The 17,172-nt window shown below is 69.1% G+C and carries 16 protein-coding genes and 2 pseudogenes; 6 read left to right on the top strand and 12 right to left on the bottom strand.

All coding sequences use genetic code 11. The features are described 5' to 3' along the window. Window positions 1–12: 12 nt before the first annotated feature. From AAG689_RS12680 to AAG689_RS12690, 3 genes are all read right to left on the bottom strand, one after another. Window positions 13–1,185, bottom strand: a complete 1,173-nt coding sequence (locus AAG689_RS12680) for an MFS transporter (RefSeq protein WP_406626247.1) — start codon at window positions 1,183–1,185, stop codon at window positions 13–15. Then, a complete protein-coding gene (locus AAG689_RS12685; RefSeq protein WP_406626248.1) occupies window positions 1,185–2,246 on the bottom strand; it encodes an alpha/beta hydrolase in 1,062 nt (353 codons plus the stop codon). Before AAG689_RS12685 ends, AAG689_RS12680 begins: the two co-directional genes overlap by 1 nt. A 107-nt stretch (window positions 2,247–2,353) precedes the next feature. Beyond that, a complete protein-coding gene (locus AAG689_RS12690; RefSeq protein WP_406626249.1) occupies window positions 2,354–2,776 on the bottom strand; it encodes a cyclophilin-like fold protein in 423 nt (140 codons plus the stop codon). A 99-nt stretch (window positions 2,777–2,875) separates the two neighbouring features. Here AAG689_RS12690 and AAG689_RS12695 point away from each other — a divergent pair, with 99 nt between their 5' ends. Continuing rightward, window positions 2,876–3,760: a LysR family transcriptional regulator gene (locus AAG689_RS12695; RefSeq protein ID WP_406626250.1), complete on the top strand. Its 885-nt coding sequence runs from the start codon at window positions 2,876–2,878 to the stop codon at window positions 3,758–3,760. An 18-nt stretch (window positions 3,761–3,778) separates the two neighbouring features. On the opposite strand, the gene AAG689_RS12700 is transcribed toward AAG689_RS12695, so the two are convergent. Continuing rightward, entirely contained in the window at window positions 3,779–4,108 is a 330-nt protein-coding gene (locus tag AAG689_RS12700) for a DHCW motif cupin fold protein (protein ID WP_406626251.1), read from the bottom strand. A gap of 109 nt (window positions 4,109–4,217) precedes the next feature. On the opposite strand from AAG689_RS12700, the gene AAG689_RS12705 reads away from it, so the two are divergent. Next, entirely contained in the window at window positions 4,218–5,120 is a 903-nt protein-coding gene (locus AAG689_RS12705) for a helix-turn-helix domain-containing protein (RefSeq protein WP_406626252.1), read from the top strand. Window positions 5,121–5,163: 43 nt separating this feature from the next. On the opposite strand, the gene glxR is transcribed toward AAG689_RS12705, so the two are convergent. The 3 genes and pseudogenes from glxR to gcl all read right to left on the bottom strand — a co-directional run bounded on the left by glxR (window position 5,164) and on the right by gcl (window position 8,670). After that, window positions 5,164–6,078, bottom strand: coding sequence for a 2-hydroxy-3-oxopropionate reductase (gene glxR, locus AAG689_RS12710; protein WP_406626253.1), 915 nt, complete (start codon window positions 6,076–6,078; stop codon window positions 5,164–5,166). Between the two features lie 11 nt (window positions 6,079–6,089). After that, a pseudogene (gene hyi / locus AAG689_RS12715) lies at window positions 6,090–6,862 on the bottom strand (hydroxypyruvate isomerase). A gap of 17 nt (window positions 6,863–6,879) precedes the next feature. Next, window positions 6,880–8,670: a glyoxylate carboligase gene (gene gcl, locus AAG689_RS12720; protein WP_406622363.1), complete on the bottom strand. Its 1,791-nt coding sequence runs from the start codon at window positions 8,668–8,670 to the stop codon at window positions 6,880–6,882. 109 nt (window positions 8,671–8,779) lie between these two features. Here gcl and AAG689_RS12725 point away from each other — a divergent pair, with 109 nt between their 5' ends. Further along, a complete protein-coding gene (locus AAG689_RS12725; protein ID WP_406622364.1) occupies window positions 8,780–9,685 on the top strand; it encodes a LysR family transcriptional regulator in 906 nt (301 codons plus the stop codon). A 164-nt stretch (window positions 9,686–9,849) separates the two neighbouring features. Here AAG689_RS12725 and AAG689_RS12730 read toward each other — a convergent pair whose 3' ends face one another. From AAG689_RS12730 to AAG689_RS12750, 5 genes and pseudogenes are all read right to left on the bottom strand, one after another. Continuing rightward, entirely contained in the window at window positions 9,850–11,172 is a 1,323-nt protein-coding gene (locus AAG689_RS12730) for a glycerate kinase (protein ID WP_406622365.1), read from the bottom strand. A gap of 262 nt (window positions 11,173–11,434) precedes the next feature. Then, window positions 11,435–11,689 (bottom strand): annotated as a pseudogene (locus AAG689_RS12735) (DUF202 domain-containing protein); the annotation flags it as partial. Beyond that, window positions 11,635–12,051, bottom strand: coding sequence for a YidH family protein (locus AAG689_RS12740; RefSeq protein WP_406622366.1), 417 nt, complete (start codon window positions 12,049–12,051; stop codon window positions 11,635–11,637). The gene AAG689_RS12740 and the pseudogene AAG689_RS12735, both read right to left, overlap by 55 nt. A 14-nt stretch (window positions 12,052–12,065) precedes the next feature. Further along, window positions 12,066–12,914 (bottom strand): Bug family tripartite tricarboxylate transporter substrate binding protein, encoded by an 849-nt coding sequence (locus AAG689_RS12745; RefSeq protein WP_406622367.1) that lies wholly within the window; start codon window positions 12,912–12,914, stop codon window positions 12,066–12,068. Between the two features lie 218 nt (window positions 12,915–13,132). Next, window positions 13,133–14,533 carry a sulfatase-like hydrolase/transferase gene (locus AAG689_RS12750; RefSeq protein ID WP_406622368.1) on the bottom strand — a complete coding sequence of 467 codons (1,401 nt, stop codon included), beginning with the start codon at window positions 14,531–14,533 and terminating at the stop codon, window positions 13,133–13,135. A gap of 81 nt (window positions 14,534–14,614) precedes the next feature. On the opposite strand from AAG689_RS12750, the gene AAG689_RS12755 reads away from it, so the two are divergent. From AAG689_RS12755 to puuE, 3 genes are read left to right on the top strand one after another with little or no spacing between them, the layout of a single operon-like run. Beyond that, window positions 14,615–15,460 (top strand): GntR family transcriptional regulator, encoded by an 846-nt coding sequence (locus tag AAG689_RS12755; protein ID WP_406622369.1) that lies wholly within the window; start codon window positions 14,615–14,617, stop codon window positions 15,458–15,460. A gap of 54 nt (window positions 15,461–15,514) precedes the next feature. Next, entirely contained in the window at window positions 15,515–16,192 is a 678-nt protein-coding gene (locus AAG689_RS12760) for a GntR family transcriptional regulator (RefSeq protein WP_406622370.1), read from the top strand. Continuing rightward, the gene (puuE, locus tag AAG689_RS12765; protein WP_406622371.1) at window positions 16,189–17,136 is read left to right on the top strand and encodes an allantoinase PuuE; all 948 of its coding nucleotides are present in this window, start codon (window positions 16,189–16,191) and stop codon (window positions 17,134–17,136) included. Before AAG689_RS12760 ends, puuE begins: the two co-directional genes overlap by 4 nt. Window positions 17,137–17,172: the final 36 nt, after the last annotated feature.

Consider the following 17,172-nt stretch of genomic DNA (forward strand, 5'->3'; position numbering starts at 1 on the left):
CGGGCGGCGGCCCTATGCCGCCTGCGCCTCGGCACGCGATGTGAGAACGATCAGCGCAGCCGACACCAGCAGCAGCCCCGCGCTGGCGGCGAACGTGCTCCGGTAGCCGCCGTGGTCGAACAGCAGCCCGCCCACGGTGGAGCCCAGCGCGATGGACAGCTGGATCATCGCCACCATCAGCCCGCCACCCGCTTCCGCATCGTGCGGAAAAGTGCGCGGCACCCAGGCCCACCAGCCCACGGGCGCGGCCGTGGCGACCAAGCCCCATATGCCCAGCAGCACGACGACCGCCGCCGTCCAGCCGCCCCAGGCCATCAGCGCTCCGGCGATCGCGGCCATCAACAGCGGAATGGCGGCCAGCGTGGCATAGAAGCCGCGCTGGAGCACCGCACCGACCAGCGCGGTGCCGGCGAACCCCGCCACGCCGATCACCAGCAGCACCAGCGTGACGGTGGACACCTCCACGCGCGTCACCGTCTCCAGGAACGGCCGCACGTAGGTGAACAGCGTGAACTGGCCCATGAAGAACACGCCCACGCCCAGCATGCCCAGCGCCACCACGCGGCGGCGCAGCAGCCTGAACACGTGGCCCGCGCCCGCCGCGCCCGGCCCTGCGGGCATGCGCGGCAGGCTGATCCACTGCCATACGAAGGCGGCGAGCGCCACCGGCACCAGGCAGAAGAACGCGCCGCGCCAGCCGATGACCGCGCCGAGCCATGCCCCCAGCGGCGCGGCGATCACCGTCGCCAGCGCGTTGCCGCCATTGAAGACGGCCAGCGCGCGCGGCACCTGGGCGGCGGGCACCAGCCGCATGGCCGTGGCGGCGGAGAGCGACCAGAAGCCGCCCACCACCACGCCGATCAGCGCGCGGCCCAGCATGTAGACGGCGTAGCCGGGCGCCAGCGCGATGACCGCACCCGACAGGCCCATCGCCGCCGTCAGCGCCAGCAGCAGCGTTTTCCGGTCCATGCGGCCCGCGATCTGCGCGATGCACAGGCTGGCGGCCACGGCGAACGCGCCGGAGATGGCGATGCCCTGCCCCGCCATGCCCTCGGTCACGCGCAGGTCGGCCGCCATCGGCGTGAGCAGGCTCACGGGCATGAATTCGGACGCGATCAGCGTGAACACGCACAGCGTCATCGCCAGCACGCCGCTCCAATGGGCGCGCGGTTCGGCAGCCGCCATCACGCTGGCGCGAGGTGCTGGCGGAAGAACGCCGCCAGCCTGTCGAAGGGAATCTTGTCCATGCGGTCGTACAGGTCCACGTGGACGGCGCCCGGCACGATCACCAGTTCCTTCGGCTCGGCCGCTGCCGCGTAGGCGGTCTCGCTGAAGTAGCGCGAGTGGGCCTTCTCGCCATGCACCAGCAGGATCGGGCGCGGCGCGATCTCCCGGATGTGGGTGAGGATGGGCAGGTTCATGAACGGCAGCGGCGTGGTCACGGTCCATGCGTTGCCGGAGTTGACCGCGCGCGGGTGGTAGCCGCGCGGCGTGCGGTAGTAGTCGGCGTACTCGACGAGGAACGGCGCTTCGCCTCCCTTCAGTTCGTTGTAGGGCGGCTGGTAGGCGGGCTTGCCGGCCTCCGCGTCCTTCCAGCGCTGGCGGCTCAACTGCTCCAGCGTCTGCGCGCGCTGCGCGGGCGCCATGCTGTCGTCGTAGCCCTGGGACATCACGCGCGTCATGTCGTACATGGTGCTAGCGGCGACGGCCTTGATGCGCTTGTCCACGGCCGCCGCGCTCAGCGCCATGCCGCCCCAGCCGCAGATGCCCAGGACGCCGATGCGCTCGCGGTCCACCTCGGGCAGCAGCCCCAGGCAGTCCACCGCCGCGCTGAAATCCTCCACGCTGATGTCAGGCGATGCGACGTTGCGCGGCGCGCCGCCGCTCTCGCCGGTGTACGACGGATCGAAGGCCAGCGTGACGAAACCGCGCTCGGCCAGCGTCTGCGCATAGAGGCCCGACGACTGCTCCTTCACCGCGCCGAACGGGCCGCTCACGGCGATGGCCGCAAGCCTGCCGCTGGCGTGCTTCGGCACGTACAGGTCTCCCGCCAGCGTGATGCCGTAGCGGTTCTTGAAGCGGACCTTGCGGTGATCGACCTTGTCGCTTGGGGCGAAGGTCTTGTCCCACGCGCCGCCCAGCGGCTGCGAAACGGCGCAGCCCGTGGCGGCGCCCAGGGCGGCGATGCCGGTGCCGGCCATCTTCAGCAGATGGCGGCGGCGGGTGTCTTCGAGGGTTGGGTTCATGGCAGGCGTTCTTTCGGATTCATCTGTTTTGATAGCTGCTTGCGCTTGATATTCAAGGGTTTCACATGGTTTTCATATTGAAATGCCCATCCATAAAGCGCAAGCAGCTACTTTTTCGGGAGCACGGCTTCGATGCGCAACGGGTACGGCCCTGGCCGCGCCAGGACGGGCAAGCCCTCATCCACCTTGCCCAGCGGCAGCAGGCCGCGCGCATACGAGCGCCCCTCGATGAAGATCGCCAGGTTGCCCCAGGGCGCGTAATGCGTCAGTTCGCCCGCCACGGGCGCCATGCCTTCGGGCGCGCCCTGCGTGGAGAGCTTGCGCGGCAGCGTGGCCACGCGCTCGATGGCGGCGTAGTCCTCCATCGTCAGCGTGAGCGGCAGCAGCGCCGCGAAATCGCGCGCGGTGGCGTTGTCGTACAGCGTGGCGGTGGCGCTGCGGCCATCGACGGTCAGGCGGATCTGCATGAAAGGCTCCTGCGCGGATGCACTGCCGGCGGCCAGGGCGTTGCCGCGGGGAAAGAGGGGCATGGGCAGAGAGTGTGCCGGCCGCTGGAACGCGCGACTAGCTCATCAATGCTGAATGCGCTTATAAGAGCCACTAATCAATCCACCCGCCAGAATCCCCCCATGCGCCGCAACCTCAACGACCTGCTCGCCTTCGTTACCGTCGCGCGCGAAGGCAGCTTCACCCGCGCCGCCGCGCTGCTGGGCGTCACGCAGTCGGCGCTGAGCCAAACCGTGCGCGGGCTGGAGGAGCGGCTGCGCATCCGCCTGCTCACGCGCACCACGCGCAGCGTGGCGCCCACGCCGGCGGGCGAGCGGCTGATGCAGGCCATCGGCCACCGCTTCGACGAGATCGAGGCCGAGCTGGATGCGCTCTCCGAACTGCGTGACAAGCCCGCGGGCACGGTGCGCATCACCTGCGGCGACTTCGTGCTGTACAGCGTGCTTTTACCGAAGCTCGCGCCGCTGCTGCGCGAGTACCCGGACGTGTCGCTGGAGTTCGACGTGAACTACGGCCTGCGCGACATCGTGGCCGACCGGTTCGATGCGGGCGTGCGCTTCGGCAGCATCGTGGACAAGGACATGATCGCCATCCCCATCGGGCCGCCGCTGTGCCTGGCGGTGGTGGCCTCGCCCGCCTACTTCGCCACGCACGCGGCGCCGAAGACGCCGCAGGCGCTGACCGCGCACAACTGCATCAACCAGCGCATGCCCACCTCGGGCGGGCTGTACGTGTGGGACTTCGCGCGCCGGGGCCGCAAGCTGAACGTGCGCGTGGACGGGCAACTGGTCTTCAACACCACGCAGCCGCAGGTGGACGCGGCGCTGACGGGTCTGGGCATCGCGCTGCTGCCCGAGGACGAGGTGATGCCGCACGTCGAGGCCGGGCGCCTCGTGCGCGTGCTGCAGGACTGGTGCCCGCCGTTCGCGGGCTACCACCTCTACTACCCCAGCCGCCGCCAGCCCTCGCCCGCGTTCGCGCGGGTGGTGGAGGCGCTGCGCTACTGATCTCCACGCGTGCCTGCTTCAGTCCACGATGAACAGCCTGGCCCCCGCCTGCGTCGAGGACCGGTGCGGCTCCGCGCCGTCGGCCACCTGGTAGGACACGCCGGGCGTGAGCGTGAAGCGCCGGCCGTCGGCCAGCTCGGTGTCCAGCGCGCCCTCCAGGCACAGCAGCACGTGGCCCTTGGTGCACCAGTGGTCGGCCAGGTAGCCGGGGCTGTACTCCACCATGCGCACGCGGATGGGGCCGAACTGGCGCGTGCGCCACGTCGCCGTGCCGTGCTCGCCGGGGTGCTCGGTCGGCTCCACGGCGGCCCAGTCCACGGTGCAGAAAGGCAGGTTGGAAATGTGCATGGCGTGATACTCCGTCAGTGAATGCACCCAGCATAGGTGCGGCGGTGCCAATGGCGCTAGCCGAATCCTGCTGCGGCCCGCGCTTTGTTGCGCCATGAAGGAAGACTGGATGAACACCGACGCCGTGCGACTCGATTTCAGGGATGGCGGCAGCCGCGCCCGCGTGCTGCGGGACGACGCGGCGCTGAGCAGCACGGGCCTTGGCTGGAACGCGCTCTATTTCGAGCACCGCCGCCAGCAGACGCTGGACACGGTGGAGCACGTGATGCAGGAGCACTACCTCATGGTCAAGCTCAACCCGCTGTCCACGGCCCGGCGGGTGATCGACGGCCGGCCCCGCCGCGAGGTGCAGCCGCGCGGCGCCGCGGCCTACGTGCCCAGCGGCTGTGCCCACCGTGTGCAGTACGACGGCGAGTTGGGCAGCCTGCACCTGATGACGCTGCGGCCAGCGCTGGTGGAATCGGTGGCGCAGGAGCTGGGCATCGCCCGCGTGGACGTGCCGCCGCACCATGCCGACACGCCCAATGCATTCGTGCTGCACGCGGCCGAGCTGGTGCACGCCGAACTGCGCCAGGGCAACCCCCATGGGCCGCTGTTCGCTGACACCTTCGCACGCACGCTGGCGGCGCACCTGCTGACCGGCTTCGCCAGGGGAGCGCGGCCCGCATGGGAGAAGTCCGCCATGGGCCAGGGCCGGCTGCGCCGCGTCCATGACTACATCGGCGCGCACCTGGGCGAGGCCATCGGCCTGGCCGACCTCGCGCGGCAAGCGGGCTTGAGCGAATACCACTTCTGCCGCTGCTTCAAGCGCGAGACCGGCCTGTCGCCCTACCAGTACGTGCTGCGCTGCCGGCTCGAACGCGCCTGCGCACTGCTGGCCGCGAAGGACGGACGCCCGCTGCAGGAGATTGCCTTTGCCTGCGGATTCGGCGACCCCGTGCAGTTTTCCCGGCAGTTCAAGAAGGCGATGGGCATGACGCCCAGTGCCTACCGGACAGCCTCATGCTATTGAAAGATGAGCATCCAGCGCTTGCCAGAAAAGCGCTGTACCCCGATCAGTCTTGAACCTTCTGGCCCACCTCGAAATTCGCCATCGTCTCCAGCGCGCGCACCATGCCGGAGTGGTCCCAGCCCGCGCCGCCGTGCGCCACGCAGGCGCTGAAGAGTTGCTGCGCGCAGGCCGTGTTGGGCAGGGCCACACCCAGATCCTTCGCGGCGGACAGGGCCAGGTTCAGGTCCTTCTGGTGCAGGGCGATGCGGAAACCCGGGTCGAACGTGCGCTTGATCATGCGCTCGGCATGCACCTCCAGGATCTTCGACGAGGCGAAGCCGCCCAGCAGCGCCTCGCGCACCCGCGCCGGATCGGCGCCCGCGCGGGAGGCGAACAGCAGCGCCTCGGCGACGGCCTCGATGTTCAGCGCCACGATGATCTGGTTGGCCACCTTGGCGGTCTGGCCATCACCGTTGCCGCCGACCAGGGTGATGTTCTTGCCCATCTTCTCGAACAAGGGCCTGACGCGCTCGAACACCGCATCGGGGCCACCGACCATGATGGACAGCGTGGCGTTCTTCGCGCCTACCTCGCCGCCCGAGACGGGCGCGTCGAGGTACCGGGCACCCAGCGCCTCGATGCGGCGCGCGAAGTCCTTGGTGGCGACGGGCGAGATGGAGCTCATGTCCACCACCACCTTGCCGCCGCCGTTCTTCAAACCCTCGGCCACGCCACCCTCGCCGAACAGCACCCTTTCCACGTCGGGCGTGTCGGGCAGCATCAAAAAGACGATGTCGGCCCGCTCGGCCACGCCACGCGCCGTGGTGCATTGCGTGGCGCTGCTCTCGGCAATGGCGGGCGCGACCTTGCCGCGCGTGTGCACGAAGAGCTGGTGGCCTGCGGCGATCAGGTGGCCGCACATGGGCGCGCCCATGATGCCCAGGCCGATGAAGCCGAGCTTGAGAGGGGTTGCGTTCATGGTTCTTCCTTTCAATGATTCTTGAGCCAGTCCAGGCCCGCCTCGGTGCTCTGCGCGGGCTTGTATTCGCAGCCCACCCAGCCCTGGTAGCCGATGCGGTCGAGGTGCGCGAACAGGTATGGGTAGTTGATCTCGCCCGTGCCGGGTTCGTTGCGGCCGGGGTTGTCGGCCAGTTGCACGTGGCCGATGCGCGGCAGGTGCTTCTGCAGCGTGGCGGCCAGTTCGCCCTCGGTGCGCTGGGCGTGGTAGATGTCGTACTGCACGAAGGCGTTGGGCGCGCCCACTTCGTCCAGGATGGCGATGGCCTCGTCCGTGCGGTTCAGTACGAATCCGGGAATGTCGAACGGGTTGATGGGCTCGATCAGCAGGCGCAGCCCGGCCGTGCCGAGTTGCGCGGCGGCGTAGCGCAGGTTCTCCACGAAAGTACGGCGCAGCGTGGCGGCATTCACGCCCGCGGGCGCCTTGCCCGCGAGGCAGTTGAGCTGCGCAACGCCCAGCGCCTGTGAGTAGTCGATGGCGCGCGCGACGCCATCGCGGAACTCTTCCACGCGATCTGGGTGGCAGGCGATGCCGCGCTCGCCCGCGTCCCAGTCGCCCGCGGGCAGGTTGTGCAGCACGAGCTGGAGGCCCGTGGCGTCGAGGCGGTCGCGGATCTCCCGCGCGGGGTGGGCGTAGGGAAGAGGAATTCCACGGCCTCGAATCCGGCGCGCGCGGCGCGCTCGAAGCGGTCGAGGAAGGGCACCTCGGTGAACAGCATGGTCAGGTTGGCGGCAAAGCGGGGCATGGATGCGGTCTCCGGTTTCAATCCAGAAGGGCGAGCGCGCTGGGCACGTCGGCGGGCTCGGCGGCGAGCGCCTCGAACTCGCCGATGTTGTCGATCTCGGCGCCCATGGCGATGTTGGTCACGCGCTCCAGGATCACCTCGACGACCACGGGCGTGCGGTGCTCGGCCATCCAGCGCTCGGCCTGCTGCATGGCGGGCGCGAACTCCTCGGGCCGGTGCACGCGGATGGCCTTGCAGCCCAGGCCCTCGACCACCTTCACGTGGTCGACGCCGTAGCCGCGCGATGCCTCGCCCTCGTCCATGTTGATGTTGTCGAACGCGAGCTGCACGCAGTAGTCGATGCTGAAGGCGCGCTGCGCCTGGCGGATCAGGCCCAGGTAGCTGTTGTTGACCAGCACGTGGATGTAGGGCAGCTTGAACTGCGCGCCCACGGCCAGCTCCTCGATCATGAACTGGAAGTCGTAGTCGCCCGACAGCGCCACGATGCGCCGCGCCGGGTCGGCCACGCGCACGCCCAGGGCGGCGGGCACCGTCCAGCCCAGCGGGCCGGCCTGGCCGCAGTTGATCCAGTGGCGCGGCTTGTACACGTGCAGGAACTGCGCGCCCGCGATCTGCGACAGGCCGATGGTGGAGACGTAGCAGGTGTCCTTGTCCAGGCTGCGGTTCATGCACTGGTACACGCGCTGCGGCTTCATGGGCACGTCGTCGAAATTCGTCTTGCGCAGGTACTCCACGCTGCGCTTGCGCTGCTGGCATTCGAGCAGCCAGGCGCTGCGGTCGCGCAGCCTGCCCGCCGCGCGCCATTCGCGGGCGACTTCGATGAACAGCCTGAGCGCCGCGCCCGCGTCGGAGACGATGCCGTAATCCGGCGCGAACACGCGGCCGATCTGCGTGGGCTCGATATCCACGTGCACGAACTTGCGGCCCTTGGTGTAGACGTCGACCAAGCCCGTGTGCCGGTTGGCCCAGCGGTTGCCGATGCCCAGCACGAAGTCGCTGGCCAGCAGGGTGGCGTTGCCGTAGCGGTGGCTGGTCTGCAGGCCGCACATGCCGGCCATCTGCGGGTGGTCGTCGGGAATGGTGCCCCAGCCCATCAGCGTGGGGATCACGGGCACGCCGGTGGCTTCGGCGAATTCGACCAGCTCGGCGCTCGCATCCGCATTGATGATGCCGCCGCCCGCGACGATCAGCGGGCGCTCGGCCTCGTTCAGCATCGCCAGCGCCTTCTCGACCTGCGCGCGCGTAGCGGCGGGCTTGTAGGCGGGCAGCGGCTCGTAGGTGTCGGGGTCGAACTCGATCTCGGCGAGTTGCACGTCGATGGGCAGGTCGATCAGCACCGGGCCGGGGCGGCCCGAGCGCATCAGGTGGAACGCCTGCTGGAAGGCGCGCGGCACCTGCGCGGGCTCCAGCACCGTGGTGGCCCACTTGGTCACGCTCTTGGCGATCGTGGCGATGTCCACCGCCTGGAAGTCCTCCTTGTGCAGCCGCGCGCGCGGCGCCTGGCCGGTGATGCACAGGATGGGGATGGAATCCGCGCTGGCCGAATACAGGCCCGTGATCATGTCGGTGCCCGCCGGGCCGCTGGTGCCGATGCACACCCCTATGTTGCCGGCCACGGCGCGCGTGTAGCCCTCGGCCATGTGGCTCGCGCCCTCCACGTGCCGCGCCAGGATGTGGCCGATGCCGCCATGCGCCTTCATCGCCGCATAGAGCGGGTTGATGGCCGCGCCGGGCACGCCGAACGCGACCGTGACGCCTTCTTTTTCCAGCACGCACACCGCGGCTTCTATCGCTTTCATTTTCGCCATGAGGGTCTCCTTTGAACTGGAGCCGACTCTAGGCAGGCTGCGCCGTTTCAGGAACGCCCGCACTGACCATAAAATTTATTCCAACCAGGAATGAACGGGAGACGGAACGATGGACAGGCTGGATGCGATGCTGATGTTCGTGCGCGTGGTGGAGACGGGCAGCTTCACCAAGGTGGCGCACGAATTCGCCACCACGCAGCCCACGGTGACCAAGCAGGTCGCCGCGCTGGAATCGCGCCTGAAGGTGCGCCTGCTCAACCGCAACACGCGCGGCGTTAGCCCCACCGAGGCGGGCGCGCTCTACTACGAGCGCTGCAAGTCCATCGCCGCCGACGTGGCCGAGGCCGACAGCGTCGTCCAGGTGCGGCAGACCCACGTGCAGGGGCAGTTGCGCATCGGCAGCTCCGTCGCCTTCGGGCGGCGCGTGGTCATCCCGCTGGCGCTGGAATTCATGCAGCACAACCCACAGGTGCAGGTGGACTTGAGCTTCGAGGACCGCTACACCGACTTGGTCGCCAACGGCATTGACGTGGCGCTGCGCCTGGGCAAGCTGGCCGATTCCAGCCTGGGCGCGCGCACGCTGGGCGTGAACCCGTGGGTGCTCGTCGCCTCGCGCACTTATCTGAAAAAGCACGGCATGCCGCGCCGCCCGTCCGACCTGAAGGAGCACGCCACGCTGATCTACAGCAGCGTGCAGGGCAACGACCTCTGGCGCCTGCGCAACGCGAGCGGCGAGGCGGTGTCGGTGCCCGTCACGGGGCGGCTGCGCTCCAACAACCTATCGGCCCTGCTGGCCGCCGCGCGCTCGCACATGGGCATCGCGGCGCTGCCGCGCTACGTGGCGCACGAATCGCTACAGGCCGGGCGCGTGGTGGAGGTGCTCAAGACCTGCCGCCTGCCGGAGCAGGAGATCCACGCCGTCTATCCCTCGCCGCGCCTGGTGCCGCAGAAGGTGCAGGCGTTCATCGCGTTCGTGCAGGGGCGCTTCGGCAAGGACTGGTGGGGGGATATGTGACAACCCCCTGAGCCGCTGCGCGGCTTCCCCCTTCTCTCGCGCTGCGCGCGGGAAGGGGACGACGCCAGCGCGGCGGGGCGGCCCTTGCGCGGCGTCTGCTCGCCTGGGGCGCGCCGGTTTCAAGCCAAATTGGCCTCTAGCGCTTGTTCAGCAAGCGCAAGCAGCTACAAAATCAGAAGCGCACGGAAGTCGTTCACGTTGGTGTTCGTGGGCCCGGTGACGACGAGGTCGCCCAGCGCCTCGAAGTAGCCGTAGGCGTCGTTGCGATCCAGGTAGCCGCCGATGCGCAGGCCCTGCGCGGCGGCGCGGGCCAGCGTGTCGGGCGACACGCGCGCGCCGGCGTTGTCCTCCACGCCGTCGATGCCATCGGTGTCGGCGGCGATGGCCCACACGCCCTCCTGGCCTTGCAGCGCCTGGGCCAGGCCCAGGCAGAACTCGCCCGCGCGCCCGCCCCGCCCCTTCGGGGTGCCGGGCGGGCGCTGGCGGATGGTGACGGTGGTCTCGCCGCCCGAGAGGATCACGCACGGCCGCGCGAACGGCTGGCCGTGGCGCGCCACGGCGCGGGCCAGGGCCGCGTGCACCTTGCCCACCTCGCGCGATTCGCCCTCGATCTCGTCGGAGAGGATGTATGCGGCAATGCCCGCCGCGCACGCCGCCTCGGCCGCGGCTTCGAGCGACTGCTGGGGCGTGGCGATCATGTGCACGGCGTGGCCGTCGAAGCAGGCGTCGCCGGGCTTGGGCGTTTCGAGTTCGCCCGCCTGGAGCGCCGCGCGCACGGCGGCGGGCACCTCGATGCGGTAGCGGTCGAGGATGGCGAGCGCATCGGCGCAGGTGGTCGCGTCGGGCACCGTGGGGCCGCTGGCGATCACCGAGGGGTCGTCGCCCGGTACGTCGCTGATGGTGAGCGTGACCACGCGCGCTGGCGCGCAGGCGGCAGCCAGGCGCCCGCCCTTGATGCGCGAGAGGTGTTTGCGCACGCAGTTCATCTCGCCGATGGCCGCGCCGCTTTCCAGCAGCGCGCGGTTGATGCGCTGCTTCTCCTCCAGCGTGAGGCCTTCGGCCGGCAGCGTGAGCAAGGCGGAGCCGCCGCCCGAGATCAGGCAGAGCACGAGGTCGTCCTCGGTGAGGCCCTGCGTGAGCGCCAGGATGCGCTCGGCTGCCGCCAGCCCGGCCGCGTCGGGCACGGGGTGCGCGGCCTCCACCACGTCCAGCCGCCGCGGCAGGCCTTCGGGGCGCGGCGGCACATGGCCGTAGCGCGTGACCACCAGGCCCGACAGCGGCGCCTCCAGCGGCCACAGCGCCTCCAGCGCCTGCGCCATGGAGCCGCCGGCCTTGCCCGCGCCCAGCACCACCGTGCGGCCCTTGGGCACCGGCGGCAGATGCGCGGCCATGCTGTGCAGGGGCTGGGCCCGCTGCACGGCGGTGCGGTAGAGGCGCAGGAGGAAGGCCTGCGGGTTCGAGAGAGGCGAGTCGGATGTCGCGGTCATGGTCTGGGTCTCCGGCGCGAAGCGGTGCCCCGACGCGGGGCCTTCGCGCTATGGTTGTGCAAAAGAAGAAACCTTCGCTGCCGCTGCAACGGGCCGGGGCGCTTTCGCCCGCCGGCAATGCGTGAGCACCGGCTCTGGCGGTGATCGCAACCGACCACACGCCAGTCAGCGCGGCCGCAAAGGCAATGGCGGTTATACCCAACACTGCATGGGCGCGCAGAAGCGGGATGGAATCATCGCCCGCCACCAGCTGGATTCGCCGTGCCCGCCCAGCCACGAACACCCCGGCAGCCGCGAGGAGCAGGATGCAGGACATGGCGACCACGCTGGTCGATTCCTCCACCCAGCCCACGCGCAAGGTCAGGACGGCGTTGAGCAGCAGCCCGCAAGCGGTTCGCGTCCAGGCCAGAGCGGTCCGCTCCGGCTGCAGCCCGGCATCGCGGACTGCCGGCGGCCCGGCCTTCATGCCAGGAGCCCGGCGTGCAGCCCCACGATCAGCAGGATCAAGGCCAGGCATGCCACGGGGATCGTGATGGCAAGCAACGAGAGCGTGCGCGAATGCGGCAGGGGCCTTTTGTGCCGCATCGCCTCTTCGTTGGCGCGCCAGCGCCCATAGGCCAGGGCGCACAGCGCCGCGGCCGTCACGCACAGCGAGGCGGCAATGGCGGTAACGGCCAGCGGGGGCTGCAGCTTCGCCGCGAACTGCTCCAGCAGCACACCGGCCGCCAGCACGGCGAGCGCCGTCCTGATCCAGGCCAGGAAGGTTCTCTCGTTGGCGAGGGTGAACCGGTAGTCCGGCTCCTCGCCCAGCCGGCGCCAGCCGGGCCCGCGCGATCGGCCGCTCCGGCCCGGCGGGGCCCCGTCTTCATGGGGATCCATGGTGCTGCGGGCGTTCAATCCACCTTGATGCCCGTTCGCTTGGCCACCGCCGTGTACCTGGCGCGCTCATCGTTCAGGAAGTTCACGAAGGCGCTGCCGCGCAACACCGTGGGGTCCCATCCTGCGTCCTGGAGCCGCTGCGCCACGCCCGGGTCCGCGGACGCGGATTCGACCGCGCGCGCAAGGTGGTCGATGACGTCCTGCGGCGTTCCCTGCGGCACGAAAATGCCCATCCAGTTCGTGAAGCGGGAGTCCGCAAGCCCCGGAAACTCGGAGATCGACGGGACATCCGGCAGCGAGGCCACGCGCCTGGAAGACGTGACCGCCAGGGCCGTGAGCTTGCCTGCCTTGATGTGCTGCATGAGCGGCGGCAGGCCGGAGATGACGCATTCGATCTGGCCGCCGAGCACGTCGTTGACCGCCGGCGCTGCGCCCTTGTACGGCACGTGCTGCCAGTTCAGCCCGGTCGCGGACTTGAAGGCCTCGCCGGCGAAGTGCATCGAGCTGCCGTTGCCCGGCGTGCCGTAGCTGAGCTTGAGATCCTGTGCCTTGGCCCGCGCGATCAGGTCCTGCAGCCCCTTCGGCGCCGCCTGCGGATAGGCGACGATCGCCAGCGGCGTTTCGCCGCCCAGGGCGACCGGAGCCAGGTCCTTCTGCGGGTCATAAGGCAGGGCCTGCCCGGCAATCGGGCTGACCATGACCTCCGCCGGCGACGCCATCAGCACGGTGTATCCGTCGGCGGGCGATTTCGCCACGGCCTGCGCCCCGATGGCGCCCGCGGCCCCCGGCCGGTTGTCCACGATGACCTGCTGCTTCAGCAGGCCGGACAGCGCCACGGCGTAGATGCGGGCGGCCGTATCCACCCCCCGCCGGCCGGGTAGGGAACCACGAGCTTGACCGTGCGTTCCGGCCATGACGCCGCCCCTGCGGGTGCGGCAAGTGCAGCGAGCGAAGCCAACAGCGCGGCGCGTCGGTTGATCATGGGTGTCTCCTTTGCCTTGTTCATGGGTTGGCGAAGCCGTTCACTGGAAGTCGGCCACCACGCCCGGGGCAGGCGTGAAGCCGAGGTCGCCGCGCGCGATCACGGCCTCTTTCCCCCATGCAGCGCGAGCAGTTCGGCCTGGCGCGCGCGCGCGCGCCGGTCCACATCGGCGGGGTCGAGCATTTCGAACAGCTTGGCGCGGCACATGGCCAGCACGCCCGCGTGCTCGGGCTTGCCCGCGAGGTCGTCGAGCTCTTCCGGGTCGGCGACCAGGTCGAAGAGCTGGGGTTCGTAGTTGCCGTAGTGGACGTACTTGTACTGGCCCACCCGGATCATGAATGCCGAGCTCCTGGAGCCCATGCCGTGGTATTCGCTCAGCACGCAGCGCTGCGGCACGAGCCCCTTCGCGATCTCGGAGAGGTCCGTGCCCGGATGGGTGTCCTTGTGCCGCGAGAAAGGCTCGCCCTGGATGTTGAGCACCGTGGGAAAGACGTCCACGTGGCTGGTCGGTGTGCCGACCACCGCGCCCTTGGGAAACTCCTGGCCCACGCAGATCAGCGGCACCCCTGCGATCTCCTCGTACATCGTCGACTTGCCCCAGAGGCCGCGCGAGCCGAGGTTATCGCCGTGGTCGCTGGTGTAGATGATGTCGGTGTTCGCACCCATGCCGAGCTCGTCGAACACCGAGACGATCTTGCCGACCTGCTCGTCCAGGAAGCTCACCAGCCCGAAGTAGCCGGAGAGCGCGCGGTGGACGTCCGCCTCCGACTCGAAGTAGTCGTCGTAGCAGAAGCTGCCGCGGTAGTCCTGCAGGTAGGGGTGCTGCGTCCGCTCCTCCCGTGCGTACAGCTTGGGCATCGGCAGTTTCTGGTTGAAGTACCGGTAGTAGTGCTCGGGCGGCGCCGTCAGCGGGAAGTGCGGCGCGACGAACGAGACGAACAGCGCCCAGGGCTTTGCGCTCTTCTGCTGCCCCCGGGTGCGCAGCCATGTCTGGGCGCGCGCGCAGATTTCCCGGTCGTAGAGGGTGTAGGAGGACTCTCCCGGCCCCGCCATGCCGATCATCTTCTTGGCGCCGCCGCGGCGCGGCAGGTCGTCCCGCACCAGTCCCATGAGATCGCCCTTGCCCTCCAGGATGTGCATGGGGATCTGCTCTTCGCTGAAGCCGTGGTCCTCGTCCTTCTTGTTGAAATGCAGCTTGCCGATCGACACCACGTCGTGCCCGGCATCGCGCAGGAGGTGGTGCCAGCTCGGCTGCGAGCCGTCGTAGGCGTCGGCGTTGTCCCAGAAACCGATCTGGTAGATGTACTTGCCCAGCGCGAACGCGGCGCGCGCCGGCACGCAGACCGGGCTGGTGGTGTAGGCAGAACTGAATCGCGTGCCCCGCGCCGCGAGACCGTCCAGGTGCGGCGTCGAGATGACGGGATGCCCGGCGCAGCCCATCACCTTCGGGTTGTGCTCGTCCGACATGATCACGATGACGTTGCGGCCTGCATTTTCCATCAAATTCTCCATAGCTATAAAACTATATAGTAATTAGATTTCAACAGCTCTGCAAGAGCGCGGCGCACAATTGCGCCACCTATGGATCTGGCACAACTCTCCACGCATCTGAAACGCCACCTTCGCCCCGGGGTGCCGAAGTACCTCGCGCTCAAGGACGCCTTTGTCGAGGCCATCGCCTCCGGAAGCCTGCAGTCCGGCGACAAGGTGCCCAACGAACAGGAGCTGGCCGCCACGCTGCCCATGAGCCTCGGCACCATCCAGCGCGCGCTGCGAGAATTGGTCGACACGGGAGTGATCGCCCGCCGGCCCGGCCACGGCTCGTTCGTGAAAGGCGGCCTGGCGCAGGGAGAAATGGCCCATCCCTTCCACTGCCGCTTTCTCGGCGACGACGGGACGGGCTATCTGCCGGTCTATCCGGAGGTGCTGGCGAGAAACCTGCAGCCCCTCCCCGGGCCTTGGCAGCAGGCGTTGAAGTCGGCCAGCGCCGTGGAGATCACGCGGCGCATCCGCATCGCCGACGAGTTCTACGTCCACACCTCGTTCTTCATCGATCCGCAGCGGGTGCCGGTCTTCGCGCGCATTGCGCTGCAAGACCTGTCGCACTCCAACTTCAAGGACACCATCTTCAAGGCCTGCGGCCAGGCCGTGACGACAATCGACCTCATGATGCGGCAGGAAGCCCCGCCGCCGGCTGTCTGCGAGGCCATCGCGGTCGCGGCCGGAACCGTGTGCACGGGCATCCGGGCGATCGGCCACTTTCCGGGCGACGACCCGATCTACTACCAGCACATCTTCATTCCGCCCTCCCCCGCGAGCTGCACGTGGTCGCGGACGCGAGGGCGCCCGGCATGTCGGACCAGTGAGCTTTGCCAACGGCCGCGGCGGCCATCGCGCCGTGCGGGCGGCGCAGTGCCGAAGTTCTGATCTAGTTCACAGAAACTGTATACAAAAACTGTCTTCCAGGTCTATGATCGGCCCATGGAGACTTCCACCACCAGTTTCATCGTCGAGAGCCTGACCCGCGCCATCGTCGAGCACCGGCTGCTGCCCGGCACCAAGCTGGCCGAGCAGAAGCTGGCCGACCACTTCGGCGTGTCGCGCACGCTGGTGCGCCAGGCGCTGTTCCAGCTCTCGCAGAACCGGCTGATCCGGCTGGAGCCTGCGCGCGGCGCGTTCGTGGCCACGCCTTCGGTGGACGAGGCGCGGCAGGTGTTCGCCGTGCGCCGCATGCTAGAGGCCGAGATGGTGCGCGCCTTCCTGGCGCAGAGCACACCCGCCAAGATCCGCGCGCTCAAGGCCCACGTGGCCGCCGAGAAGAAGGCGATGGAGCGCGAGGACGTGGGCCAGCGCACCGAGCTGCTGGGCGACTTCCACGTGCGCATGGCCGAGCTGATGGGCAACGAGGTGCTCGCGCAGCTGCTGGGCGAGCTGATCTCGCGCTGTGCGCTGATCACGCTGATGTACCAGTCCACCACGGCCGCCGAGCATTCGCACGAGGAGCACGAGGACATCGTGGCCGCCCTCGCCAGCGGCAACGAGGCGGCCGCCGTGCTGCTCATGAAGCAGCACCTGGACCACGTGGAGGCGGGCCTGACCTTCGACCGCGACCTGCCTTCCAACGACCTTTCGATGGCCCTTTCCTCCGTATCGCCATGACTTACGACACGACGGCACCCTACCCCCGCGACCTGATCGGCTACGGCCGTACGCCCCCGCATCCGCACTGGCCCGGCAACGCCCGCGTGGCCGTGCAGTTCGTGCTGAACTACGAGGAAGGCGGCGAGAACTGCGTGCTGCACGGCGACGCGGCCAGCGAGCAGTTCCTCTCCGAGATGTTCAACCCGGCTGCCTACCCCGAGCGCCACATGAGCATGGAGGGCATCTACGAATACGGCTCGCGCGCGGGCGTGTGGCGCATCCTGCGCGAGTTCGAGCGGCGCGGGCTGCCGCTCACCGTGTTCGGCGTGGCGACGGCCCTGCAAAGGCACCGCGAGCTGGCCCAGGCATTCGCCGAGCTGGGGCACGAGGTGGCGTGCCACGGCCTGAAGTGGATCCACTACCAGAACGTGCCCGAGGACGTGGAGCGCGCCCACATGGCGCAGTGCATACAGATCTTCGGCGAGCTGTACGGGCACGGGGGCGACCACGGCCTGGGGTGGTACACGGGCCGCGATAGCCCCAACACCCACCGCCTGGTGGCCGACGACGGCCGCTTCGCCTACGACAGCGACTACTACGGCGACGACCTGCCCTTCTGGATGACGGTGGGCAAGACCGGCGGCGGCAAGCACCAGCAGCTCATCGTGCCCTACACGCTGGACGTGAACGACATGCGCTTCGCCCTGCCCCAGGGCTACTCGCACGCAGACCCGTTCTTCCAGTACATGAAGGACACGTTCGACGCGCTCTATGCCGAGGGCGAGGACGCGCCCAAGATGATGAGCATCGGCATGCACTGCCGCCTGCTCGGCCGCCCGGGGCGCATCACGGCGCTGCAGCGCTTCCTGGACCACATCCAGCGGCACGACCGCGTGTGGGTGGCGCGGCGCATCGACATCGCGCGCCACTGGGCGCAGCGCTTCCCTGCACCGGCCCCATAAGCCAAATCGGCCTCCAGCGCTTATTTGGCAAGCGCG

The sequence above is a fragment of the Acidovorax sp. SDU_ACID1 genome (assembly GCF_045291395.1).
In the GTDB taxonomy this organism is placed as follows: domain Bacteria; phylum Pseudomonadota; class Gammaproteobacteria; order Burkholderiales; family Burkholderiaceae_C; genus MR-S7.